Raw genomic sequence first — 22,009 nt, forward strand, 5'->3', positions numbered from 1 at the left:
ACCGACATCATGCAAGAGCTGAGCCAGCAACGCACTGCCGCCGAGCAGGGCAGAAGCAAGCGCGAATTCGACAAGCTGCAGAAGCGGCTGCGCCGACTGGTCGGCAATGCCATCACCGATTACGGCATGATTCGTGACGGTGATCGGGTCATGGTTTGCCTCTCCGGCGGCAAGGATTCCTATACCATGCTGGAGATCCTGCGCAACCTGCAGCGCAATGCGCCGGTTGAATTCGAACTGGTCGCCGTCAACATGGACCAGAAACAGCCCGGTTTCCCCGAGCATGTATTGCCCGAGTATCTGGAAGCTGCCGGGATCGAGTATTACATCATCGAGCGTGATACCTACTCGATCGTCAAGGAAAAGGTACCCGAGGGCAAGACCTATTGTGGCCTCTGTTCGCGTCTGCGGCGCGGTACTCTCTATGGTTTCGCCGAAGAAATCGGTGCTACCAAGATTGCGTTGGGCCATCATCGTGATGACATGCTGGAGACGCTGTTTCTCAACATGTTTTTCGGTGGCACGCTCAAATCGATGCCGCCCAAGCTGCTCTCCGATGATAATCGCAATATCGTGATCCGACCGCTGGCCTACTGCAGCGAACAGGATATTGCATCCTTTGCCGAGGCAATGGCGTTTCCCATCATTCCCTGCAATCTGTGTGGCAGCCAGGAAAATCTGCAGCGACAGGTGGTCAAGGAAATGCTCGGTGAGTGGGATCGCAAGCATCCCGGGCGTATAGAGACCATGTTCAAGGCCATTACCAATGTGGCGCCCTCGCAGCTTGCCGATCGCGAGCTGTTTGATTTCGAAGGACTGGAAGCGCGCCGGGAAGCACTGAATCATGGTCGGATCGATGCGGTGGATCTGACCCATCCCGATGCCCTCTGATACCATCCGGGTTGCGCCGGTGTCGGCGCCGACGTTCGCCGCTTGTCTGATTGATCCGACACCGGGCGTCAGCTGGTTCGATGTCGAGCATTACGGCCGTGTGCGACTCAGTGGCGTACCGGAGGTCGGGCGACTGTTGCTCGCTCATGGGGCTGGCGCGGGCCCCGAGCATGTACTGATGCGTTCACTGACAGACGCACTGGCCGAGCAGGGGGTGCAGTGCGCCGCCATCGAATTCGATTATCGTGCTCGGGCACGGGAGGCGGGCAAGCCTCGTCCTCCTCCGCGCGTGGATCAGCTGATATCACCTTTCGCTGATTGGGTGGCACTGATGCCGCCCGATACCTGGTGGGGTGGACGCTCCATGGGTGGGCGAGTGGCATCGCAGCTCGCGACCGAGCAAGCGTGCCCCGGGCTGATCCTGTGTGCCTATCCCTTTCATCCGCGTGGTACTCCCGAACGTACTCGTCTGTCACACTGGCCGCAGCTGCGGTGCGCAACGCATGTCTTTCAGGGCAGCCGTGATCCCATGGGCAGTCGTGAAGAGGTTGGCGGTTACCCGCTGCCTGCTCATGTAGCAATGCACTGGCTGGAGGAAGGCGATCATGATTGGCGAACGCCTCGCAATAGCGCCGTGACCCAGTCAGCGCTGATCACGCAGGCCGCCAGGGGTATTGTCGGAAGCATGATTCAGGCATGATGATGACGTCTTGTTCAGCGGGATTGAAGATAAGCCGCTGAGGGGATTGACTTTGGCAGTGTGGCCGGTAGAATGCAGCGCCACGTGACCGAGAGGGTGGTTAGCTCAGCTGGGAGAGCACCGGCCTTACAAGCCGGGGGTCACAGGTTCGATCCCTGTACCACCCACCATCACGCAGGAAGTGCTGTCGTCAGCGGACCGGTAGTTCAGCTGGTTAGAATGCCGGCCTGTCACGCCGGAGGTCGCGGGTTCAAGTCCCGTCCGGTCCGCCATTTCGACGTCTTCCTTCCGTTATTGATCGAGGACCGGTAGTTCAGCTGGTTAGAATGCCGGCCTGTCACGCCGGAGGTCGCGGGTTCAAGTCCCGTCCGGTCCGCCATTTCGATATCGGAATCCCTACGACTGCGGGGGTGGTTAGCTCAGCCGGTTAGAGCACCAGCCTCACATGCTGGGGGTCACAGGTTCGAGTCCTGTACCACCCACCATTGCCGAGCGGCTGTTGCCGAACGGTCAATGATGCGGACCGGTAGTTCAGCTGGTTAGAATGCCGGCCTGTCACGCCGGAGGTCGCGGGTTCAAGTCCCGTCCGGTCCGCCACCTATACGACTCCGCAGTAGTCGGCCGTTAACGGCCAGAGATATCGGGCCCCATGATTCAAACGGATCATGGGGCCTTTTTCGTGCCTGCTTTGAAACGCACCAGAGCCCCGGCAGCAGGCGGCGGCAGCACCTTGTCCATGCTTCCTGTATTTTCGTGGAAAAGAAAATCCGCCATGAGGACTTGCGTCAGGGTCCCAACCGCCGTAATGCTGTAAATACACAGCATGGCTACAAGCGGAAGCGGTAAAATGTCGAAAACAATCGCTCAGGATGATCTCCTGGCGGCCGGAGAGCGCGTGATGGCAGAAAGTCAGCCGCGGTTTCTGGCCAGTGACAATACCTCCGGTATCTGTCCCGAAGCGATGGAAACATTGCTGGAAGCCAACGCGACCGACGATCTGGCATACGGCAATGATCGATGGACGCAGTTGGCGAGTGATCGTTTCAGAGAATTTTTTGAAACCGATTGCGAAGTTTTCTTTGTCTTCAACGGTACGGCAGCCAACTCGCTGGCGCTGGCCTCGATGTGCCAGTCCTATCACAGCGTCATTTGCCATCAGTTGGCGCATATCGAAACCGACGAGTGCGGTGGTCCGGAATTCTTCTCCAATGGTTCCAAGCTGCTCAACGTTGGCGGCGAGAACGGCCGCATTACTCCCTCAGGCATTGCCACGACCGTTACCCGCCGGGGAGATATTCATTACCCTCGTCCCAGAGTGGTCTCCCTGACTCAGGCGACCGAAGTCGGCACCGTCTACGGATTCGATGAGCTGCAGGCCATTCGGGAAGTGGCCGATCGATATGATCTCAGGGTCCATATGGATGGGGCCCGATTTGCCAATGCCTGTGCTTCTCTGGAGTGCTCCCCGGCAGACCTGAGCTGGCGCAGTGGCGTTGATGTGCTCTGTTTTTCCGGAACCAAGAATGGGCTGGCCTTTGGTGAGGCGGTCATCTTCTTTGATCGTCGCATGGCCGAAGACTTCGAGTATCGCTGCAAGCAGGCCGGGCAGCTGGCCTCCAAGATGCGGTTCATCTCCGCCCCCTGGCTGGGATTGCTGAATAGCGGGGCCTGGTTGACCAATGCGCAACATGCCAATGCCATGGCCAATCGTCTGGCAAAAGGGCTACGGGACGTTGAAGGCGTTGAGCTGATGTTTCCGGTACAGGCCAACAGCCTGTTCCTGGAGCTGCCCAGTCAGGTGCAACAGGTACTGCGCGAGCGAGGCTGGACCTTCTATACCTTCATCGGTGAGGGCGGTGTACGTTTTGTATGCAGCTGGAATACTACGCCCGAGCTGATCGATGCACTGCGCGATGACATCATCGCGGCGCTGGCATCCATGACGCGATAATGGTATGGCTGTTGATATGGCCACTGCAGAGCGTGGCCATCATCCCATCTTTCCACTGAATTCAGCCTGTTGTGGCGCCCGGCGCGGCAACAGAGACAATATTCGATATCCGGTGATCCATCCTGCGGCTTTTTCGTAGCAGGCAACAACAGGGAGCGGATGTGAAAAAAACGCAGGAGAGTTTTATCGAATAACCCAGACCCGACCGCTCGGTCACTTTGATGGTCCACCGGGAGGTCAGATCGCAAGGAGACGTCCATGAGCATCTTCGATCATGTCCAGCAGCGTTTCGAGCGTACCCGTCAGGAAGAACTGTCTCTTGAAGAGTATCTCGAACTCTGTCGTGACGACCCTTCCGCCTATGCCAGTTCTTCCGAGCGCCTGCTTCAGGCAATCGGCGAACCCGAAGTCGTGGATACTTCCCGCGACCCTCGTCTCTCTCGCATCTTTTCCAACAAGCTGATCCGGCGCTACCCGGCTTTCGAGGAATTTTACGGTATGGAGGAGGCCATCGAGCAGATCGTCTCCTACTTCCGTCATGCCGCTCAGGGGCTCGAAGAGCGCAAGCAGATTCTCTATCTGCTGGGCCCTGTGGGTGGCGGCAAATCTTCACTGGCAGAGCGGATCAAGGCACTGATGGAACAGGTGCCCTTTTATGCCATCAAGGGCTCGCCGGTTTTCGAGTCGCCGCTGGGGCTGTTCTCGGCCGAAGAAGACGGCGAGATGCTCGAACGTGAATATGGTATTCCGAACCGCTATCTGCGTAGCGTGATGTCTCCGTGGGCAGCCAAGAGACTCAGGGAGTACGGTGGCGATATCTCGCAGTTTCGGGTGGTCAAGCTCTATCCCTCTCGATTGCACCAGATCGCGGTCTCCAAGACCGAGCCGGGTGATGAAAATAATCAGGATATTTCGGCGCTGGTCGGTAAGGTCGATATTCGCAAGCTTGAACTCTACTCCCAGGATGACCCTGACGCTTACAGTTTCTCCGGTGGGCTGTGCCGTGCCAATCAGGGGCTGATGGAATTCATCGAGATGTTCAAGGCGCCGATCAAGGTGCTTCATCCGCTGCTGACTGCTACTCAGGAAGGCAACTACAACCCCACCGAGGGCATGGGGGCCATCCCCTTTGATGGTGTGATCCTGGCGCACTCCAATGAGTCCGAGTGGCAGCAGTTTCGTAACAACCGCAACAATGAAGCCTTCCTCGATCGTGTCTACATCGTGAAGGTTCCTTACTCGCTGCGGGTCTCCGAGGAGATGAAGATCTACGAGAAGCTGCTGGAGCATTCTTCGCTTGCGGATGCGCCCTGCGCGCCCGATACGCTACGCATGCTGGCCCAGTTCTCGGTACTTTCCAGGCTCAAGGAACCGGAAAACTCCAGCATCTATTCAAAGATGCGTATCTACGATGGTCAGAACCTCAAGGATACCGACCCGCGTGCGAAATCGATTCAGGAGTATCGCGATGCGGCCGGCGTGGATGAAGGCATGGATGGTCTATCCACGCGTTTTGCCTTCAAGATTCTCTCCAAGGTATTCAACTTCGATGCTACCGAGGTGGCGGCCAATCCTGTGCATTTGCTGTATGTGCTGGAACAGCGGCTCGAACAGGAACAGCTGCCGAAGGAGACTCACGAACGCTACCTGCGGTTCATCAAGGAGTTTCTGGCGCCACGCTATGTGGATTTCATCGGTAAGGAGATCCAGACCGCCTATCTGGAGTCCTATTCCGAATATGGTCAGAATATCTTTGATCGCTACGTGACCTATGCGGATTTCTGGATTCAGGATCAGGAGTATCGAGACCCTGAAACCGGCGAGATGTTCGACCGTCAGGCGCTCAATGAGGAACTGGAGAAAATCGAGAAGCCGGCTGGCATTTCCAATCCCAAGGATTTTCGCCATGAGGTAGTCAATTTTGTTCTACGCGCCCGGGCGCAGAACAACGGCCGCAACCCGAGCTGGCAGTCCTATGAGAAGCTCAAGGGAGTGATCGAACACAAGATGTTCGCCAATACCGAAGAGCTGCTGCCGGTGATTTCGTTCAATGCCAAGGCTTCGGAAGCGGATCGTCGTAAACATGAGGATTTTGTCGACCGCATGGTCGCCCGAGGTTATACCGAAAAGCAGGTTCGTCTGTTGTCGGAGTGGTATCTGCGTGTACGTAAATCGCAATAACGCAGGCGCTGACCATCCGATCGCATCCCGACTGTGCTGTCCTGCAGTCGGGAACTGAACAAGGCCGGGCAGTGCCCGACATGACGGGAGGTGGCGATGAGCTACTTCATTGATCGACGGCGTAACGCGCGCAACAAGAGTGCGGTCAATCGCCAGCGTTTCCTGCGCCGCTACCGCAGCCATATCAAGCGAGCCGTGGAAGATTCCGTCAATCGGCGCTCGATTACCGACATGGAGCGCGGAGAGAAGGTCAGCATTCCGGCACGGGATATTTCCGAACCGAATTTTCGCCATGGCGCCGGCGGGCGACGCAGTATTGTCAGCCCCGGCAATCGCGAGTTTGTTCAGGGCGACCGGCTACGCCGTCCCGAAGGGGGTGGTGGAGGCAGTGGCGCTGGCGAAGGGTCGGCTTCCAATCAGGGAGAGGGAGCAGATGAGTTTGCCTTCTCCCTGACGCGTGAGGAGTTTCTCGACTTCGTTTTTGATGGGCTGGAGCTGCCTCATCTGGAACGCAAACAGCTGGTGGATATTAATGATCGCCGGCCGGTGCGCTCCGGTATTTCCCGAAGCGGCGTCCCGGCGCGCATGAATATCGTGCGTTCGATGCGTCAGGCGCATGCGCGTCGTATCGCCATGCGGGCGCCGATAAGACGGGCACTGCGTGAGGCCATGGAGGCACTGGAGCAGGAAGAGCGCAAGGATCCGGTATTGCGTGATCCCATTCGTATTCGGGCACTGCGTGAAGAGATCGAGCGGCTCGAAAAACGACTTGAATCCGTGCCATTCATCGATACTCATGACCTGCGCTACACCCATCTGATCGATCAGCCCCAGCCCTCCAACAAGGCAGTGATGTTCTGTGTCATGGATGTTTCGGGGTCCATGACCCAGTCTCACAAGGACATTGCCAAGCGCTTTTTTCTGCTGCTGTATCTTTTTCTCGAGCGTAATTACGAACGTGTTGAGCTGGTCTTCATTCGTCATCACACCGCTGCTCGTGAAGTCGATGAGGAAGAGTTTTTCTACTCGCGTGAAACGGGAGGCACGATTGTCTCCAGTGCGCTCAGTCTGCTTGATGACGTCATCGAGCAGCGTTATCCGCCGGGGCAATGGAATCTGTATGTCGCCCAGGCAAGTGATGGGGATAACTGGGATGATGACTCCGGGCATTGCCGCAAGCTGCTTTCCGAACGTCTGATGCCGCAGCTCCAGTATTACGCCTATGTCGAAATCACCCCACACGCTCATCAGACCCTCTGGGAGGAGTACGAAAGGGTACAGGCCGACTATCCGGAACGTTTTTCGATGCGCCAGATTGTCGAAGCCGGCGATATCTATCCGGTCTTTCGGGAACTGTTCAAACGCCGTGAAGCGGCGTGAGGAGCGTGTGCGATGGCAGACATTCATACCCGGATACAGGACGAGGAATATCTCGAGAAGGGCTCGGACTGGTCGTTTGCCGATCTGGAGTTCTATGAGCGTGAAATTGCCAGGATTGCGGCGGACTACCGACTGGATATCTATCCCAATCAGATCGAGATCATCACTTCCGAGCAGATGATGGATGCCTATGCCAGTGTGGGCATGCCTGTTGGTTACAATCACTGGTCGTTTGGCAAGCAGTTCCTCTCTGTCGAACAGGCCTATCGACGTGGACAGATGGGCCTGGCCTATGAACTGGTGATCAATTCCGATCCCTGCATCGCTTATCTGATGGAAGAAAATACCCTGATGATGCAGATTCTGGTCATGGCCCACGCCTGCCATGGTCACAATTCCTTCTTCAAGGGTAACTATTTGTTCCGTGCCTGGACGGATGCTTCGGCGATTGTCGATTATCTGGTATTTGCTCGACGTTATATTGCCGAATGTGAGGAGCGCCATGGTGTGGATGCCGTCGAGCAGCTGCTGGACGCGTGCCATGCGCTGCAGAACTACGGTGTTGATCGTTACAAGCGCCCGTCACCGATATCTCCCGAGGAGGAGGCGAGGCGCCAGAAGGAGCGTGAGGCCTATCTGCAGGCTCAGCTCAACACCCTGTGGAGCACCATTCCGCAGTCGCAGCGTAACGAGCAGACCAGCAATGAGGAGGATCCGCTGGGGCTGCATGACCGTGGCCGTTATCCGGCCGAGCCGCAGGAAAATCTGCTGTATTTCATTGAAAAGAACGCCCCACTGCTGGAACCCTGGCAGCGCGAGGTGGTGCGTATCGTGCGCAAGCTGGCGCAGTACTTCTATCCCCAGCGTCAGACCCAGGTGATGAATGAAGGCTGGGCCACCTTCTGGCACTACACCATCATGCATCGACTCTACGATGAGCAACTGATCGATGAAGGCATCATGATGGAATTTCTGCAGTCTCACACCTCGGTTGTGGCGCAGCCGGCCTTTGATACACCGTGGTACAGCGGTATCAATCCCTATGCCCTGGGATTTGCCATCTTTACCGATATCAAGCGTATCTGCGAATCACCGACCGAGGAGGACCGGCAATGGTTTCCGGAGATGGCAGGCAGCGACTGGCTGGAGACACTGCATTTCGCAATGAATAACTTCAAGGATGAGTCCTTCATTCAGCAGTTTCTGTCACCCCGGGTTATTCGCGAACTCAAGCTGTTTGCCATCATCGATGACGATACCGATGAGATGATCGAGGTCAGTGCCATTCATGATGACCGGGGCTACCGTCATGTGCGTGAAGCACTGGCCAGTCAGTATTCGCTGGGATATCGCGAGCCCAATATTCAGGTCTGGGAAGCCAATATTCATGGTGATCGCTCGCTGACCCTGCGCCATGAGCGCAGTGACCGACGACCGCTTGACAAGACGGTCTATCCGGTATTGCGCTACATGCATCAACTATGGGGCTTTCCGATTCATCTCGAGTCCATGGAGGAGGGCGAGCACGTCACGCACTATCATTGGCCGATGGCCGAGGATCACTGATGGCGCCAAAGGCGGTTCGGTACCCGGCTGGAGATGGCTGTGGATTCCGCGTTTTAACCACCCCCTGATATACTTCCCCGCCGGCGATTCGAACGCCGAAGAACGACAGAAACAAGCAGGGGAACAAGGGTATGGCGGCACGGGCTCCGCTAGGACTGATGCGGCGATTGCCGCGAATGGGAAAGGCCGGCATTCTGGGCGCTGCTGTACTGGGTGGCCTCTGGTATTGGCAGGAACGCGATTATCGTGCGCAGATGAGCTGGATGGGCCCACCCGAAGCCCAGGTGTGGTATGACTGGCATACACTGAATAGAACGCTGCGCAATGATGGTTACATGGTGGGGTGGTCGGACCTGCGTCGTAATCCGCTCTGGGTGACCTATCGGCTGACGCGTGTGGCCGACCCCGAGGCGGGACCGCGACCGAGTGGATTCCGTGAAGATATCAGAGCCATCTGGCGGACGACCAGCAGCGACTACACCGGCACAGGCTATGATCGTGGGCACATGGCACCCAATTACGCCATTGCTGTGGTTAACGGACGCGCTGCCCAACAGGATACGTTTCTGATGACCAATGTGGCGCCCCAGCGTCCGGCGCTCAACCGCAAGCTCTGGCAGCGACTCGAGGAAGTCATCATCGATGATTTTGTCCCGCATTTTGGGACGGTATGGGTTACCGATGGCCCGATCTTTGACTCATCTGTTACCCGGCTGCCTTCGTTGATCGAAATTCCGGATGCTTTCTACAAGATTCTGGTAATACCCGGACGCCACCCGAAGATGCTGGGGTTCATCATGCCACAAAAGGTGTCGGGCAATGAGCCGCTGGATCGTTTTGTGGTCAGCGTCGATGAAATCGAAGCGCGTACTGGCCTGGATTTCTTCAGTCAGTTGCCGGATGGGGTCGAGCATCAGCTGGAGTCGCGTAGCGATCCGGGCGCCTGGCAACTCAAGCGTTATGCCCGACAACCCTCTCGTTACTAACGAGATTCGAGCGCCTGGAGGCACGCGTCAGGATAAGTCCGGTGGTGGCTGTAACACTGCCGGCGCATGAGGGCAGGGAAGCGCTCACGGATACCTGTAAAAGCCATCGGGGCGAAGATGGAATCGGAGAGACATCAAGGGGAAAAGTAGAAAAAGGATGCAGTAAGTACTGCGATCAATCCCGATGAGTTCGGGATGGTGCCCGGAAGAGGACTTGAACCTCCACGACCATACGGTCACCAGCACCTGAAGCTGGCGCGTCTACCAATTCCGCCATCCGGGCCTGTCTGTCAATCGATTGTGGTGCCCGGGAGAGGACTTGAACCTCCACGTCCTTAAGGACACCAGCACCTGAAGCTGGCGCGTCTACCAATTCCGCCACCCGGGCAATCGATTGTGGATCAGTAAACCGATTCGTACTGATCAGGGGCGTGCATTATCAACAAATCTGAAGATGACGCAAGCCCGAAAGCTACTATCCGTACCGTACCACCTGCCTGGTAGCACCTTCCGAACGCGGTCCGATGGGACATGTCATTCGGTGGTGCCCGGGAGAGGACTTGAACCTCCACGTCCTTAAGGACACCAGCACCTGAAGCTGGCGCGTCTACCAATTCCGCCACCCGGGCAGGTGGCCCGAAATAATACGGAAATTTTTCCGTGATGCAAGAGGTTGCAGGAGATCATGGGGCAATTGATTGGATGATGCCGCTCGGCAGGGGTTGGGGTCGCCGCCCTGCGACCGGTATACTTGTTGCATGATCTGCTCTTTCCGTGCCGTCTCGTGTCCACCTTTCGCCGCATTTAACTCCCGTCAGGGCAATAACAGTTTCAAGGAAGTCTTATGAGTCAATGGAATACCGGCGACGACCCGCAGGCGGCGCGCGAAGCCAGTCGCTATGAAAACCCCGTTCCCAGCCGTGAATACCTGCTGGAGCAGTTGGTCGACTACGGCAAGCCGATTTCTGCCGAAAACATGTGTCGTCGCCTCGGTATCGAGGATGAAGAGCAGCAGGAGGCCGTACGTCGTCGTCTTAATGCCATGGCCCGTGATGGGCAGGCCATCGGTACCCGTGATGGCAGTTTCGAGGCGATCGACCCCAGCTCGCTGATCGATGGTCGGGTAGTCGGTCATCGCGATGGCATCGGTTTCATGGTGCGTGATGACAAGGTCAAGCCTGATCTGGTCATTCCGCCGCGTCAGATGCGGCGTCTGTTCGATGGCGACCGTATCCGTGCCCGCATCAGCGGTCGGGATCGGCGGGGACGTGATGAAATCAGTATCAACGAGATTCTCGAGCGACGTACCCAGCAGCTGGTAGGGCTCTATCGCGAGCGCGGCCCCGATATCGGCGTGCTGGTGCCCGAGAACAATCGTATTGCACACGAAGTGATGATCCCTGCGGGCAGCGAGGCCGGCGCAAAGGATGGCCAGGTGGTCATGGTGCGCATCACCGAGCAGCCTGAGCTGCGTCAGCAGCCCATGGGCGAGGTGATCGAGGTGCTGGGAGAGCGCATGGATCCCGGCATGGAAATCGATATTGCCATTCGCCAGCATGATTTGCCCGAGGCGTTCCCCGAGGAAGTGCTGGACCAGATTCGCCACATGAGTGAAGAGGTTCGGGAAGAGGACAAGGGGGCGCGTGTCGATCTGCGTGATTGGCCACTGGTCACTATCGATGGCGAAGATGCCCGGGATTTCGACGATGCCGTCTATGCCTGGAAGACGAAATCCGGGGGCTGGAAGCTTGTCGTGGCGATTGCGGATGTGTCGCATTATGTACCGGCCGGTTCAGCGCTGGATGAAGAGGCCTATTCGCGCGGCAATTCGGTCTACTTTCCAGGGCAGGTTGTGCCGATGCTGCCGGAGCTGCTCTCCAACGGTCTGTGCTCGCTCAATCCGGATGTCGATCGGCTCTGCATGGTCTGTGAGATGAATATCTCCCAGCAGGGTGCGATCAGCCGCTACAAGTTCTATGAAGGCATCATGCGCTCGAAGGCGCGGCTGACCTACACCAAGGTCGGGACCATGCTTGAGGATGCCGACAGCGAGGCCGGGCAGGCCCTGCGTCGTGAGCATGCCTCGCTGGTGAAGCCGTTGGAGGCGCTTCATGGTCTCTACCAGACCCTGAGACAGGCACGCAGTGTGCGTGGTGCGATCGATTTTGAAACCACCGAGACGCAGATCGTTTTCAATGATCAGCGCAAGATAGAGCGTATCGTACCGCGGGTTCGCAACGATGCGCACAAGCTGATCGAGGAGTGCATGCTGGCGGCCAATGTGGCGACCGCCCGTTTTCTCGACAAGCACAAGCTGCCGGCGCTCTATCGGGTGCATGCGCGTCCCGCCGAAGAGCGTCTGGATAACCTGCGTGTCTTTCTTGGTGAGCTGGGTCTGACGCTGGATGGCAGTGGCGAAAACGGTGAGCCCACGCCCAGTGACTTTCAGCGTCTGCGTGAAGCGATCAGTGATCGTCCGGATGCCGATATCATTCAGATGGTCATGCTGCGCACCATGACTCAGGCGATCTATACGCCTTACAACGAAGGTCACTTCGGACTGGCTTATCCGGCCTATGCACACTTTACATCACCGATCCGGCGCTACCCCGATCTGCTGGTGCATCGCGCCATCCGTTCGGTGATTCGCAGCAACCGCAACAGCGGTCATGTTGAACGACTTGCCGATACCCCGATCGACAAGCCGCAACGATGGTGCCCCTACACATTCGAGCAGATGATCGAGCTGGGCGAGCACTGCTCGATGACCGAGCGGCGCGCTGATGATGCCACCCGGGATGTCGAGGACTGGCTGAAATGCGAGTTCATGTCGGACAAGGTGGGAGATATCTTCGAAGGCAGTATTGCGTCGGTTACCCAGTTCGGCCTGTTTGTGCGCCTTGATGAGCACTTTGTCGAAGGGTTGGTACATATCTCTTCCCTGCCTTCGGACTATTATCAATACGAAGCCGAGCGTCATCAGCTCAAGGGTGATCGGGGTGGTCTCACCTATCGTCTTGGTGATGGTGTGACAGTCCAGGTGGCCCGGGTTGATCTTGACCAGCGACGCATCGATTTCGAGCTGACCGAGGCGCAGCCTCGTTCCAGACGTCGGGTGCGCAAGAAGCCGGGTGCATCCCCCGAGGGCGTTAGCGAATCGACCGATAAGCCTGAAGAGAAGAAAAAGCCGCGCAAGCGCAAATCACGGCCGGGTAAGCGTGAACGCGAGCGCAATCGCCGCTCCGGACACGAGGCTGCGCAGCACGAAGGGAGTTCGGCAAAGGGTGAAAAAACCGCTAAATCCCGTGATGGAAAAAAACCGGCTGCCAGTGCGAAGTCAAAACGCAAGGGAGAAACTTCCGGCAGCGGAAACAAGCGATCCGACGGTAAGCGCTCATGAGTCGTGCCTCCTCGGGTAATCGCCGTCACTCGAATGGCCCTGCTCGCCGCGAGGGGCGTGGGCGGCGCAGTACCGCCCGCTCCCCTGATCTGCCGAAAGGGCTCGATCCTGTTTTTGGCGTGCATGCCGTTGAATCGCTATTGGAGGCCGGCCAGCTTCCGGAACTGATCTGGGTGCAGTCCGGGGTGGCCTCGCGCCGGCTGGAAGCGCTGGCCATGCGTTTACAGCAGACTGGAGCAGCACTGCTTGAACAACCCCGCGAGCAGCTCGATGCGGTCGCCGAGGGCGCACACCAGGGTATCATCGCCTTCTGTCAGCCGCTGGAGTTCAGCAACGAAGAGGCACTCTTCTGGCGCCTTGATGAACCTTGTGAGACGCCTGCCTTACTGCTGATTCTTGATGGCATTACCGATGTGCACAACTTCGGTGCCTGTCTGCGCAGTGCCGATGGGGCAGGGGTTACTGGCGTCATCGTGGCAAAGGATCGCTCGGCACCGCTCAATGCTACCGTGCGCAAGATTGCCAGTGGCGCTGCAGAAAGCGTTCCCGTTTATCAGGTGACCAATCTGGCTCGCACCATGGGTCGGCTGCGTGACACCGGTATATGGCTGGTGGGCGCAGCCGGTGAAGCCTCGGCCGAGTTGTTCGACATTGATCTCGACATGCCCTGTGCCATTGTCATGGGCTCGGAAGGCAAGGGGCTGCGCCGCTTGACCCGGGAGCACTGTGATCATCTGGTGCGGTTGCCCATGTCCGGTCGAGTGGAAAGTCTGAATGTATCGGTGGCGACCGGTATCTGTCTCTATGAAGCTGTACGCCAGCGCTCGGCTGCTGTCAGCAGGCTTGCAACAGGCTGATCGCGTCCTTACAATTACGCGGTTTTGCGATATACGGCTTGTTGCATTACAGCAGCTCGTAATTGCAAAGCCTACTCAGAATGACTCCTTGCTTCCCCATGGGCATTGGCCCTGGTTGAAGCTGCCAAACCGAAAGGAGATGACATGCGTCATTATGAAATCGTGGTCATGGTCCATCCGGACCAGAGCGAGCAGGTGCCGGCGATGATCGAGCGCTACACCAGCATCGTGACCGAAAACGGCGGTACCGTTCATCGTCTCGAAGACTGGGGTCGGCGCCATCTGGCTTATCCGATCAACAAGATTCACAAGGCACACTACGTTCTCATGAACGTCGAGTGCAGCAATGAAGCTCTGGAAGAGCTGGAAAATATCTTCCGCTTCAATGATGCCATCATTCGTAACCTCGTGGTCCGTGCTTCCGAAGCTGTGACGGAACCGTCGCCCATGATGAAATCCTCCGAGGAAAAGGGTTCTCGTCGTCGCGAAGAGCGTCCCCGCGGTGAGCGTGGTGAACGCAGCGAACGTAACGAAGAGCAGACCGAATCCGAATCCGAATCCGCCTCTTCCTGATCCAGTCAATCGGAGACTCTCATGGCTCGTTTTTTCCGTCGTCGCAAGTTCTGCCGTTTTACTGCAGAAGGCGTGAAATATATCGATTACAAGGATCTTGATACCCTCAAGTCCTATGTGACCGAAACCGGCAAGATCGTTCCCAGCCGGATTACCGGTACCCGGGCGCGTTATCAGCGCCAGCTGTCCACGGCGATCAAGCGCGCACGCTATCTGGCGCTGCTGCCTTATACTGATCGTCACCAGTAATTCCCGATTGGTCCGGGGCCCATGACGGACGCCGCCAGATGGCTGATGCAGAGTGTCTACCGGGGAATGGCCGTTGCCTTTTTGACGGCTTTGATCCCCTGGACGTTCTGGATCGGTGCCGCCATCAGTTCGCTGTTTACGCTGCGACGCGGTCTGTCCGCGGCACTGCCGGTGGTTATTGCCGTTGCACTGCCTTCCGCCTGGTGGTGGTGGCAGGGCGATCGGGTGCCGCTGGCCAGTGTTACGCTGACTACCGTGATGGCTGTCATGCTGCGAACCCGAGTGCGCTGGGGCGAGGCCCTGATCGCTGGCACGGCGCTCACCGCATTACTGATTCAGTCCGGGCTGTTCACGCCGCAGGATGCCATGCGCATCATCGGCGAAGTACGTTCGAGCGCCCCTCAGGTAGATCAGTTGTTATCGGAGTACGCTGCCCGCGGTGTACCGATCGATCGCCTGTCGGCGTTGATGCTGGCTGCGGTCAACGGCTGGATGGCGTTGTTCGCCGGTATTGGCTGCCTGATTCTGGCGCGTAGCTGGCAGGCGAAACTCTATAACCCCGGCGGATTCCGGGAAGAGTTTCATCAGTTTCGCCTTTCGGGGCGCGATCTGCTGCTGTTGCTGGGTGTCAGCCTGCTGTGCGCTCTGGTCAATCTGCCGGCGCCTGCACTGGTAGCCTGGGTGCCTCTGCTGATTGCCGGGTTTGCGCTGGTCCACGGATTGATTGGAATGCGTTCGCTGAGCGTGTTCTGGCTGGTCGGGTTCTACGTGGTGCTGGTAACTACCTGGCCCACTTTGGTTATTCTGCTGCTGCTGCTGGCGCTGATGGATACCCTGGTCGATTTTCGGGGACGTCTGGCTGGTAGCCAACACTAAGAGGTTTACGCGATGGAAGTCATTCTGCTCGATAAGCTGGGCAAGCTGGGCACCCTGGGTGACCGGGTCAATGTCAAGCCTGGCTACGGCCGAAACTATCTGGTGCCGTACGGTCTGGCCGTACCCGCCACGAAGGAAAACATTGCCGCATTTGATGAGCGTCGTGCCGAGCTTGAGCGTGAAGCGCAGGTACGTTATGCCGAGGCCGAGCGACGTGCCGAGCAGCTCAACGAGATCGAGCTGTCGCTGGTGGCTCGTGCTGGCGATGAAGGCAAGCTGTTCGGTTCGATTGGCCCGCGCGATCTGGCAGATGCCATTGCTCAGGCGGGTATTGATGTGGCACGCAGTGAAGTGCGTATGCCCGATGGACCTATTCGCCAGACCGGCGAATATGACATCGACCTGCAGCTGCATGCCGATGTGATCGCCAGCGTTCGCATCGTGGTCGTCGCCGAATAATTCGGTCGGGCCATGTGGGCACAGTGCCGATGCCATCGGCGCTGCGCGAGGGGTACGGGAAACTTTCCGTACCCCTCGTTTTGTCCGTGCCTGGTGAGTGGTTCATATGCTGCCTGTCTGGTGGTCGCCGATGACAGAGCGGTTGGCAACGGCGTATTCTGATATCGCTTGCCGTTATCCTTTCCCGAGTCTTTGGGACCGTTGATGAATGAAGTGATCGCCTACGATCAGGAAACCGCCGCGCTCAAGGTTCCTCCACACTCGCTGGAGGCCGAGCAGTCGGTACTGGGTGGACTGATGCTCGATAATTCAGCCTGGGATGAGATCTCGGACCGTCTGATCAGCGACGATTTCTATCGATTCGAGCATCGCGATATCTTCAATGCCATGGGGCAGCTGGCTGAAGAGGGGCGGCCGCTGGATGTGGTCACTCTTTCGGAGTCGCTGGAGTCACGCGACCGGCTGGAACGTATCGGTGGCCTGGCATACCTGGCCGAGCTGGCGCGTAACACGCCCTCCGCCAGTAATATTCGTGCCTATGCTGATATCGTTCGCGAGCGCGCCACTCTGCGAAAACTGATCCAGGCGGCCAATCAGATCGCTGAAGGGGCCTTCAATCCCCAGGGACGCCCGGCGGATGAGCTGGTCAATGAGGCCGAGCGACTGGTCTTCCAGATCTCCGAGTCGCGCCCCAAATTCGGTGGTCCGGTAGGCATGAGTCAGTTGCTGACCAAGGCTGTCGACCGCATCGATGAGCTGTTCAATCTAAAGGGGCAGATGACCGGTCTGTCGACCGGCTTTCGTGATCTCGATGACATGACGTCAGGGTTGCAGCCTTCCGATCTGGTGATCATTGCCGGGCGCCCCTCGATGGGCAAGACCACTTTTGCGATGAATCTGGTCGAGCACGCCGTGGTCAGCAGTGACAAGGCTGTGGTGGTGTTTTCGATGGAGATGCCGGCAGAGTCGCTGATGCTGCGTATGGTGTCGTCGCTCGGGCGGATCGACCAGACCCGAGTGCGAAATGGTCAGCTCGAGGACGAAGACTGGCCGCGTCTGACATCGGCGGTCAACCTGCTCAAGGACAAGCAACTCTACGTGGATGACACGCCGGCGCTGTCGCCCAACGAGATGCGTGCCAGAACTCGCCGTCTGGCGCGTGAGGCGGGAGGTATCGGCCTGATCATGATCGATTATCTGCAGTTGATGCAGGTGCCAGGCATGTCGGAGAACCGGACGGCCGAAATCTCCGAGATTTCTCGCTCGCTCAAGGGGCTGGCGAAGGAGTTCAACTGTCCGGTGGTGGCGCTTTCGCAGTTGAATCGTTCACTTGAGCAGCGCCCCAATAAACGCCCTGTGATGTCGGACCTGCGCGAATCGGGTGCTATCGAGCAGGATGCTGATGTGATCGCCTTCGTGTATCGCGATGAGGTGTATAACAAGGACAATCCCGATAACAAGGGACTGGCCGAACTGATCATTGGCAAGCACCGTAACGGCCCGGTAGGGACCGTACATATGGCCTTTATTGGCAAGTATACCCGTTTCGAGGATCTCGCCCCGGGGAGCTACGGTCAGTACGAGGAGTAGCACGGGAAAGGTCGACTTTTCTGAAAATGGCCAGAATCCTGATTCTGCCGCCCAGCATGATGTGCCACTGATATGGTCAGGGCGGCAGTCGTAATCGAATTTCCGATGGAGTGATCAACCATGGCAGGATACAAGCGCGGCCGTCGCCGCCAGCCTCGTGAAGAGAAGCGTGGCACTCTGGAGAGTGTTGAAACCGAAGGCCCGTTCAAGGAGTGGTTGGGCATGCCGGATCTTTACCGGCATACCCTCGTGGTGGATGGCGAAACCTACAGTTATCAGGTCGAAGAGTCCGAGCTGCCGGTAGCCGTGGGAGACTATGTGGTGTTTCGTTATCGGGATACCAAAGGGGGCCGCTGGGTGGATCGGCGTTCACTGGGTGTTGCCATCGACCCTTCCAGCTATCAGCGTGACTGAGCGGTAGCTGACTGACCTGCCCGACGGTGGTAAAAGGCGACCGGTTGGCGGGTCAGTGCCTTCCGGTGCTCCTTGTCTCCAGCCGTCTTTTTGAAGTTTAAACGCTCTACTCCCTCCTTTATACCGTTATCTTGTGTCAGTAATTCTCTTTGCTGATTTCACTCAGGGTTGCTTCATCAAGAGTCTGCAAGAATCGGGGCAGTGCCTCGGCATATCCGCCCAACGCCTGCGTTAATGCACGCACAAGTTGGTAACCGCTTTTGTCTGTTGCCACACTCTCTGGTATGGGCAATTTAATCCTGCCGCTGACGGGTGACACGTTTCAAGACAGTCAGCCCGGCACCTGACTCATTCCGTGCGCTGTCACAGGACACTGCACGAAGTGGGCTGCTCATCGCTGAACCTGTAGCCGCAGAGGGTACGATTCTCCTTTCATGTCATCAGAGCGTCATCCGTGGGCTTCAGGATAATATGGCAATCGCCGATATGAATCATGTACCGGGCAGGGGCCCGAGCAACAGGAGTACTCGCCATGGAATTGCAGCAACTCAGGCGGGCCGTCAGGGAACAGGCGGATATGGAAATTCATGTGGTACGACACACTGGCAGCCAGCTCTATCAGGTCGAGTGCTTGCCGACCGATGGAGATAGTCAGTTGCTTCGAAGAAGTGGCAAGCCGAAGCTCTATCGATCACTGGACGCGGCGGAAGATGATCTGCGCCGCGCTGGTGTACACAGGGCCTGGCTGGTGCATCAGGTGCCCAATGATGAAGTAGTTGGCCGGCCGCCGAACTATCATCATCCACTGACATCACGTATTCCGCTAACCTTTTGAAGCTGTCGTTTCAGCTTCGATAGCCTGCAAGATGATCGCCCTGGCCGTAGGCCGGCTCAAAATGAATCTCTTCCAGAATCTGCCGGGCCTTGTCACGCTGTGCCCGGCGTCGCTCGTCGCTCATGCGGTGTAGTGAGCCGTAGATCAGCTTCATGCGATGATTTTTCGCCAGTTCACGTTCGTGCCGCTCGAGGAAATCCCAATAAAGGCTGTTGAAGGGGCAGGCGTTATCGCCAGTGGTCTGTTTGACGTCGTAATGACAGTGACGGCAGTGATCCGACATGCGATCAATGTACTTGCCTGAAGCGCAGTAGGGCTTCGAGCCGAGATAACCGCCATCGGCATGGAGCACCATACCCAGCGTATTGGGAAGTTCTACCCATTCATGGGCATCGGCATAGACTGCCAGATACCAGTCGCACAACGCTTCCGGTTTGACGCCGCAGAGCAGGGCGAAATTGCCGGTCACCATCAGTCGCTGAATATGATGAGCATAGGCATTATCGTGGGTCATGGTGATGGCGCGATTCAAACAGCGCATCCTGGTATCACCACTCCAGTAGAAGTCGGGCAGCCCTCGCTCGGCCCGGAGCCGATTCTCGCGCTTGTAGTTCGGCATTCTTGACCAGTAAACACCGCGCACGAATTCGCGCCACCCGAGAATCTGACGAATAAAGCCCTCAACCGCATTGATTGGCGCGTGGCCTTCCTGCCAGGCACGTTCGGCAGCTTGGCAGACTTCTCTTGGCGATAGCAGCCCGGTGTTGAGTGAGGCCGACAATCGGGAGTGAAACAGAAAGGGTTCATGGTCGCTGATGGCATCCTGATAGCGACCGAAATCGATCAGCAGATGGCGGATGAAATGACGTAGATCGCTGAGTGCCTGGCGTCGTGTGACCGCCCAGTTGAACCCCTTGAGCGTTCCGAAGTGATCACTGAAGTGACGCTCGACCAATGCCATGACCTCCCTGGTGGTCGCATCCGGCTGGTGGCGGGGCGGATCAGGTACATCGAGCTTATTGGGTAACGCTTCACGATTGTCGTGGTCGAAATTCCACTGACCGCCGGCCGGTTCATCGTTTTCCATCAGGATGCCGCTCTCGCGGCGCATGTTCCGATAAAAGTGTTCCATGCGCAGCTGTCGGCGGTTACCTGCCCAGCGAGCAAATTCGTCCGGTGAGCAGAAGAAACGATCATCCTCGGTCAAGTGCCATTGTGGGGTATGATCCCTGCGCTGGCTGATACGTTCGTGTAACCGCCAGTCGCCGGGGCGCGTGACATGAATCTCGCTGCAGTGATACAACCGGGCCAGGCGCTCGGCTTCATCCAGCAGATCCTGGCAGTTATCCGCATCCTCCAGACCACTGTAATGGACCTGGTAGCCGCGATTGCGCAGGGCTTCGGCAAAATGGCGCATGGCGGAAAACAAAAGCACGATTTTCTGAGGATGGTGCGGTACGTAGCGCCCTTCGCCATCGACCTCACACAATGCCAGTACGGCATTGCTCGGCGGATCACGCAGCAATGGCAGATCGAAGCTCAATTGATCGGCGAGAATCAGAATCAGGGGTCGTGACATATACGCCGGGCCTTTTGGAAGTCCATTTATCTGACGGTCATGATCATTTCAATATCAGATATAGCGACATTTCATCCCGTCGACAGGGTAGTTGCTGATAGAATCCCTGTATCGGAAAAAAGAGACAGACCAGGAGTTTTCAATGGCGGAGGCTACCTTCGGTGTTTTGCTGGCCAATCTGGGCACGCCAGATGCACCTACGCCGGCAGCAGTACGACGCTATCTGGCAGAGTTCCTCTGGGACCGTCGAGTCATCGATGTGTCCCGACCGGTCTGGTGGATGATTCTTAACGGTATCGTGCTGCGCACTCGGCCGAAAAAGGTGGCCGAGGCCTATGCTTCGGTATGGGAAGAGGAAGGCTCACCGCTGCTGGCTATCGGCCGTCGTCAGCAACGGGCATTGAAGGCTCGACTCGATACTCATTTCGATGCTGATATCCCGGTTGAGCTGGCCATGACCTATGGGCGCCCGACCATGGAAGCGGCCGGACTGACCTTTCGCAAGGCCGGTGTGGAACGCATTCTGGTGCTACCGCTTTATCCCCAGTATTCCCGTACCACGACTGCGCCCGTATTCGATCGGCTGGCGGATGCGCTGGCACCCTGCCCGCATCTGCCCGAGCTGCGAATGGTACGCGACTATCATGAAGAGCCGGGTTATATCGATGCACTGGCTGCCAGTGTGCGTGAACACTGGGAGGCGCGGGGTCGGCAGAATCATCTGCTCATGTCCTATCATGGCATTCCGAAGCGATACGCCAACGAGGGCGATCCCTACCCGAAACACTGCACGCGAACCAGCCATTTGCTGGCCGAACGACTTGGCCTGCGAGACGATCAGTGGACCATGACCTATCAGTCCCGATTCGGTCGCGAGGAGTGGCTCAAGCCTTATACCGATGAAACCCTGACCGCCTGGGGCAAGGCCGGCCATGATGGCGTCGATGTGATCTGCCCGGCCTTTGCAGCGGATTGCCTGGAAACGCTCGAAGAGATTTCGATCCAGAACCGCGAGTTCTTTCAGGACAATGGCGGTGGCGATTACAGTTATATACCAGCGCTCAATGATCGAGAGGATCACATTGCACTGCTTGAACAGCTGGTGGTACGTCACACCACCGGTTGGTGACGATAGGGCGCGATCTCAGCGATCGCGCTCGCTGCCCAGTTCATAGGGCTCACCCTGAGTCTGCTCGGTGCGCTGCAATCGGTGATGCATGCCGGTCATGGTCAGCAGATGGGCACTCACGGGGGTGGTGATCATTACAAACAGGGTGATCAGTATTTCACGGCCGCTGGGATCGCCGGTCTGCACCCAGAAAAAGAGCATCGACGCGAGCAGGGTACAGCCCACCCCCAGCGTGGAATTCTTGGCGGGGCCATGCAGACGCTGGAAAAAATCACGAAAGCGCAGCAGCCCCAGCGCACCAATAACTGCGAAGATGCCTCCGGCTACCAGCAGCAGGGCGATCAGGCCTTCCAGCCAGGGTACCAGCCATTCGGGCATGAACATCATGTCATC

General features: G+C 57.5%; 19 protein-coding genes and 8 tRNA genes. 22 read left to right on the forward strand and 5 right to left on the reverse strand.

Features of this window, described 5'->3' with window-relative positions:
• Nucleotides 1-9 precede the first annotated feature (9 nt).
• The 12 genes from ttcA (at nucleotide 10) to FY550_RS04995 (ending at nucleotide 9,655) form a co-directional block, all read left to right on the forward strand.
• Entirely contained in the window at nucleotides 10-891 is an 882-nt protein-coding gene (gene ttcA / locus FY550_RS04940) for a tRNA 2-thiocytidine(32) synthetase TtcA (RefSeq protein ID WP_070976206.1), read from the forward strand.
• Complete coding sequence (locus tag FY550_RS04945) at nucleotides 881-1,591, forward strand: alpha/beta family hydrolase (protein WP_139148617.1); 711 nt, start codon at nucleotides 881-883, stop codon at nucleotides 1,589-1,591. Before ttcA ends, FY550_RS04945 begins: the two co-directional genes overlap by 11 nt.
• A 94-nt stretch (nucleotides 1,592-1,685) precedes the next feature.
• Nucleotides 1,686-1,761: transfer RNA gene (locus FY550_RS04950), tRNA-Val, on the forward strand.
• A 25-nt stretch (nucleotides 1,762-1,786) separates the two neighbouring features.
• Nucleotides 1,787-1,863: transfer RNA gene (locus tag FY550_RS04955), tRNA-Asp, on the forward strand.
• A 30-nt stretch (nucleotides 1,864-1,893) separates the two neighbouring features.
• Nucleotides 1,894-1,970: transfer RNA gene (locus tag FY550_RS04960), tRNA-Asp, on the forward strand.
• Between the two features lie 29 nt (nucleotides 1,971-1,999).
• Nucleotides 2,000-2,076, forward strand: a tRNA-Val gene (locus FY550_RS04965).
• Between the two features lie 35 nt (nucleotides 2,077-2,111).
• Nucleotides 2,112-2,188, forward strand: a tRNA-Asp gene (locus FY550_RS04970).
• A gap of 250 nt (nucleotides 2,189-2,438) precedes the next feature.
• Entirely contained in the window at nucleotides 2,439-3,542 is a 1,104-nt protein-coding gene (locus FY550_RS04975) for a threonine aldolase family protein (protein WP_407657380.1), read from the forward strand.
• A gap of 258 nt (nucleotides 3,543-3,800) precedes the next feature.
• Nucleotides 3,801-5,723: a PrkA family serine protein kinase gene (locus tag FY550_RS04980; RefSeq protein WP_070976208.1), complete on the forward strand. Its 1,923-nt coding sequence runs from the start codon at nucleotides 3,801-3,803 to the stop codon at nucleotides 5,721-5,723.
• Nucleotides 5,724-5,819: 96 nt separating this feature from the next.
• Nucleotides 5,820-7,103 carry a YeaH/YhbH family protein gene (locus tag FY550_RS04985; RefSeq protein WP_149054392.1) on the forward strand — a complete coding sequence of 428 codons (1,284 nt, stop codon included), beginning with the start codon at nucleotides 5,820-5,822 and terminating at the stop codon, nucleotides 7,101-7,103.
• Nucleotides 7,104-7,115: 12 nt separating this feature from the next.
• Nucleotides 7,116-8,669, forward strand: a complete 1,554-nt coding sequence (locus FY550_RS04990; RefSeq protein ID WP_070976210.1) for a SpoVR family protein — start codon at nucleotides 7,116-7,118, stop codon at nucleotides 8,667-8,669.
• Nucleotides 8,670-8,800: 131 nt separating this feature from the next.
• Nucleotides 8,801-9,655 (forward strand): DNA/RNA non-specific endonuclease, encoded by an 855-nt coding sequence (locus FY550_RS04995; RefSeq protein WP_070976213.1) that lies wholly within the window; start codon nucleotides 8,801-8,803, stop codon nucleotides 9,653-9,655.
• Between the two features lie 196 nt (nucleotides 9,656-9,851).
• Here FY550_RS04995 and FY550_RS05000 read toward each other — a convergent pair.
• The 3 genes from FY550_RS05000 to FY550_RS05010 form a co-directional block, all read right to left on the reverse strand.
• A tRNA-Leu gene (locus tag FY550_RS05000) sits at nucleotides 9,852-9,938 on the reverse strand.
• An 18-nt stretch (nucleotides 9,939-9,956) separates the two neighbouring features.
• Nucleotides 9,957-10,043, reverse strand: a tRNA-Leu gene (locus tag FY550_RS05005).
• A 154-nt stretch (nucleotides 10,044-10,197) separates the two neighbouring features.
• Nucleotides 10,198-10,284: transfer RNA gene (locus FY550_RS05010), tRNA-Leu, on the reverse strand.
• 215 nt (nucleotides 10,285-10,499) lie between these two features.
• On the opposite strand from FY550_RS05010, the gene rnr reads away from it, so the two are divergent.
• The 9 genes from rnr to FY550_RS05055 all read left to right on the forward strand — a co-directional run bounded on the left by rnr (nucleotide 10,500) and on the right by FY550_RS05055 (nucleotide 18,908).
• Complete coding sequence (gene rnr, locus FY550_RS05015; protein ID WP_149054393.1) at nucleotides 10,500-13,055, forward strand: ribonuclease R; 2,556 nt, start codon at nucleotides 10,500-10,502, stop codon at nucleotides 13,053-13,055.
• Entirely contained in the window at nucleotides 13,052-13,912 is an 861-nt protein-coding gene (gene rlmB, locus FY550_RS05020; protein WP_084387924.1) for a 23S rRNA (guanosine(2251)-2'-O)-methyltransferase RlmB, read from the forward strand. The genes rnr and rlmB overlap by 4 nt, the downstream gene beginning before the upstream one ends.
• 144 nt (nucleotides 13,913-14,056) lie before the next feature.
• Complete coding sequence (gene rpsF / locus FY550_RS05025) at nucleotides 14,057-14,485, forward strand: 30S ribosomal protein S6 (RefSeq protein ID WP_070976233.1); 429 nt, start codon at nucleotides 14,057-14,059, stop codon at nucleotides 14,483-14,485.
• A 21-nt stretch (nucleotides 14,486-14,506) separates the two neighbouring features.
• Nucleotides 14,507-14,734, forward strand: coding sequence for a 30S ribosomal protein S18 (gene rpsR / locus FY550_RS05030; protein ID WP_070976236.1), 228 nt, complete (start codon nucleotides 14,507-14,509; stop codon nucleotides 14,732-14,734).
• Between the two features lie 21 nt (nucleotides 14,735-14,755).
• Nucleotides 14,756-15,610 carry a hypothetical protein gene (locus FY550_RS05035; protein ID WP_070976239.1) on the forward strand — a complete coding sequence of 285 codons (855 nt, stop codon included), beginning with the start codon at nucleotides 14,756-14,758 and terminating at the stop codon, nucleotides 15,608-15,610.
• 12 nt (nucleotides 15,611-15,622) lie between these two features.
• On the forward strand, nucleotides 15,623-16,069 hold the full coding sequence (gene rplI / locus FY550_RS05040) for a 50S ribosomal protein L9 (RefSeq protein ID WP_070976242.1): 447 nt from the start codon (nucleotides 15,623-15,625) through the stop codon (nucleotides 16,067-16,069).
• Between the two features lie 204 nt (nucleotides 16,070-16,273).
• Nucleotides 16,274-17,659 (forward strand): replicative DNA helicase, encoded by a 1,386-nt coding sequence (dnaB, locus tag FY550_RS05045; RefSeq protein WP_149054394.1) that lies wholly within the window; start codon nucleotides 16,274-16,276, stop codon nucleotides 17,657-17,659.
• Between the two features lie 120 nt (nucleotides 17,660-17,779).
• Nucleotides 17,780-18,073, forward strand: a complete 294-nt coding sequence (locus FY550_RS05050; RefSeq protein ID WP_070976244.1) for a hypothetical protein — start codon at nucleotides 17,780-17,782, stop codon at nucleotides 18,071-18,073.
• 532 nt (nucleotides 18,074-18,605) lie between these two features.
• A complete protein-coding gene (locus FY550_RS05055) occupies nucleotides 18,606-18,908 on the forward strand; it encodes a DUF6482 family protein (protein WP_070976246.1) in 303 nt (100 codons plus the stop codon).
• 10 nt (nucleotides 18,909-18,918) lie between these two features.
• Here the strand turns inward: FY550_RS05055 and FY550_RS05060 are convergent, their stop codons facing one another.
• Entirely contained in the window at nucleotides 18,919-20,487 is a 1,569-nt protein-coding gene (locus tag FY550_RS05060; RefSeq protein ID WP_070976248.1) for a cryptochrome/photolyase family protein, read from the reverse strand.
• A gap of 142 nt (nucleotides 20,488-20,629) precedes the next feature.
• Between FY550_RS05060 and hemH the strand changes: the two genes are divergently transcribed.
• On the forward strand, nucleotides 20,630-21,616 hold the full coding sequence (gene hemH, locus FY550_RS05065; RefSeq protein WP_070976251.1) for a ferrochelatase: 987 nt from the start codon (nucleotides 20,630-20,632) through the stop codon (nucleotides 21,614-21,616).
• 15 nt (nucleotides 21,617-21,631) lie between these two features.
• On the opposite strand, the gene FY550_RS05070 is transcribed toward hemH, so the two are convergent.
• On the reverse strand, nucleotides 21,632-22,003 hold the full coding sequence (locus FY550_RS05070) for a Na+/H+ antiporter subunit G (RefSeq protein WP_233350274.1): 372 nt from the start codon (nucleotides 22,001-22,003) through the stop codon (nucleotides 21,632-21,634).
• Nucleotides 22,004-22,009: the final 6 nt, after the last annotated feature.

The organism is Kushneria phosphatilytica (assembly GCF_008247605.1).
In the GTDB taxonomy this organism is placed as follows: Bacteria; Pseudomonadota; Gammaproteobacteria; order Pseudomonadales; family Halomonadaceae; genus Kushneria; species Kushneria phosphatilytica.

What these genes read in the sequence shown, in the direction of transcription:
- ttcA (WP_070976206.1), top strand. Translation starts at nt 10, where the DNA reads ATGCAAGAGCTGAGCCAGCAACGCACTGCCGCCGAGCAGGGCAGAAGC.
- FY550_RS04945 (WP_139148617.1), top strand. Translation starts at nt 881, where the DNA reads ATGCCCTCTGATACCATCCGGGTTGCGCCGGTGTCGGCGCCGACGTTC.
- FY550_RS04975 (WP_407657380.1), top strand. Translation starts at nt 2,439, where the DNA reads ATGTCGAAAACAATCGCTCAGGATGATCTCCTGGCGGCCGGAGAGCGC.
- FY550_RS04980 (WP_070976208.1), top strand. Translation starts at nt 3,801, where the DNA reads ATGAGCATCTTCGATCATGTCCAGCAGCGTTTCGAGCGTACCCGTCAG.
- FY550_RS04985 (WP_149054392.1), top strand. Translation starts at nt 5,820, where the DNA reads ATGAGCTACTTCATTGATCGACGGCGTAACGCGCGCAACAAGAGTGCG.
- FY550_RS04990 (WP_070976210.1), top strand. Translation starts at nt 7,116, where the DNA reads ATGGCAGACATTCATACCCGGATACAGGACGAGGAATATCTCGAGAAG.
- FY550_RS04995 (WP_070976213.1), top strand. Translation starts at nt 8,801, where the DNA reads ATGGCGGCACGGGCTCCGCTAGGACTGATGCGGCGATTGCCGCGAATG.
- rnr (WP_149054393.1), top strand. Translation starts at nt 10,500, where the DNA reads ATGAGTCAATGGAATACCGGCGACGACCCGCAGGCGGCGCGCGAAGCC.
- rlmB (WP_084387924.1), top strand. Translation starts at nt 13,052, where the DNA reads ATGAGTCGTGCCTCCTCGGGTAATCGCCGTCACTCGAATGGCCCTGCT.
- rpsF (WP_070976233.1), top strand. Translation starts at nt 14,057, where the DNA reads ATGCGTCATTATGAAATCGTGGTCATGGTCCATCCGGACCAGAGCGAG.
- rpsR (WP_070976236.1), top strand. Translation starts at nt 14,507, where the DNA reads ATGGCTCGTTTTTTCCGTCGTCGCAAGTTCTGCCGTTTTACTGCAGAA.
- FY550_RS05035 (WP_070976239.1), top strand. Translation starts at nt 14,756, where the DNA reads ATGACGGACGCCGCCAGATGGCTGATGCAGAGTGTCTACCGGGGAATG.
- rplI (WP_070976242.1), top strand. Translation starts at nt 15,623, where the DNA reads ATGGAAGTCATTCTGCTCGATAAGCTGGGCAAGCTGGGCACCCTGGGT.
- dnaB (WP_149054394.1), top strand. Translation starts at nt 16,274, where the DNA reads ATGAATGAAGTGATCGCCTACGATCAGGAAACCGCCGCGCTCAAGGTT.
- FY550_RS05050 (WP_070976244.1), top strand. Translation starts at nt 17,780, where the DNA reads ATGGCAGGATACAAGCGCGGCCGTCGCCGCCAGCCTCGTGAAGAGAAG.
- FY550_RS05055 (WP_070976246.1), top strand. Translation starts at nt 18,606, where the DNA reads ATGGAATTGCAGCAACTCAGGCGGGCCGTCAGGGAACAGGCGGATATG.
- FY550_RS05060 (WP_070976248.1), bottom strand. Translation starts at nt 20,487, where the DNA reads ATGTCACGACCCCTGATTCTGATTCTCGCCGATCAATTGAGCTTCGAT.
- hemH (WP_070976251.1), top strand. Translation starts at nt 20,630, where the DNA reads ATGGCGGAGGCTACCTTCGGTGTTTTGCTGGCCAATCTGGGCACGCCA.
- FY550_RS05070 (WP_233350274.1), bottom strand. Translation starts at nt 22,003, where the DNA reads ATGATGTTCATGCCCGAATGGCTGGTACCCTGGCTGGAAGGCCTGATC.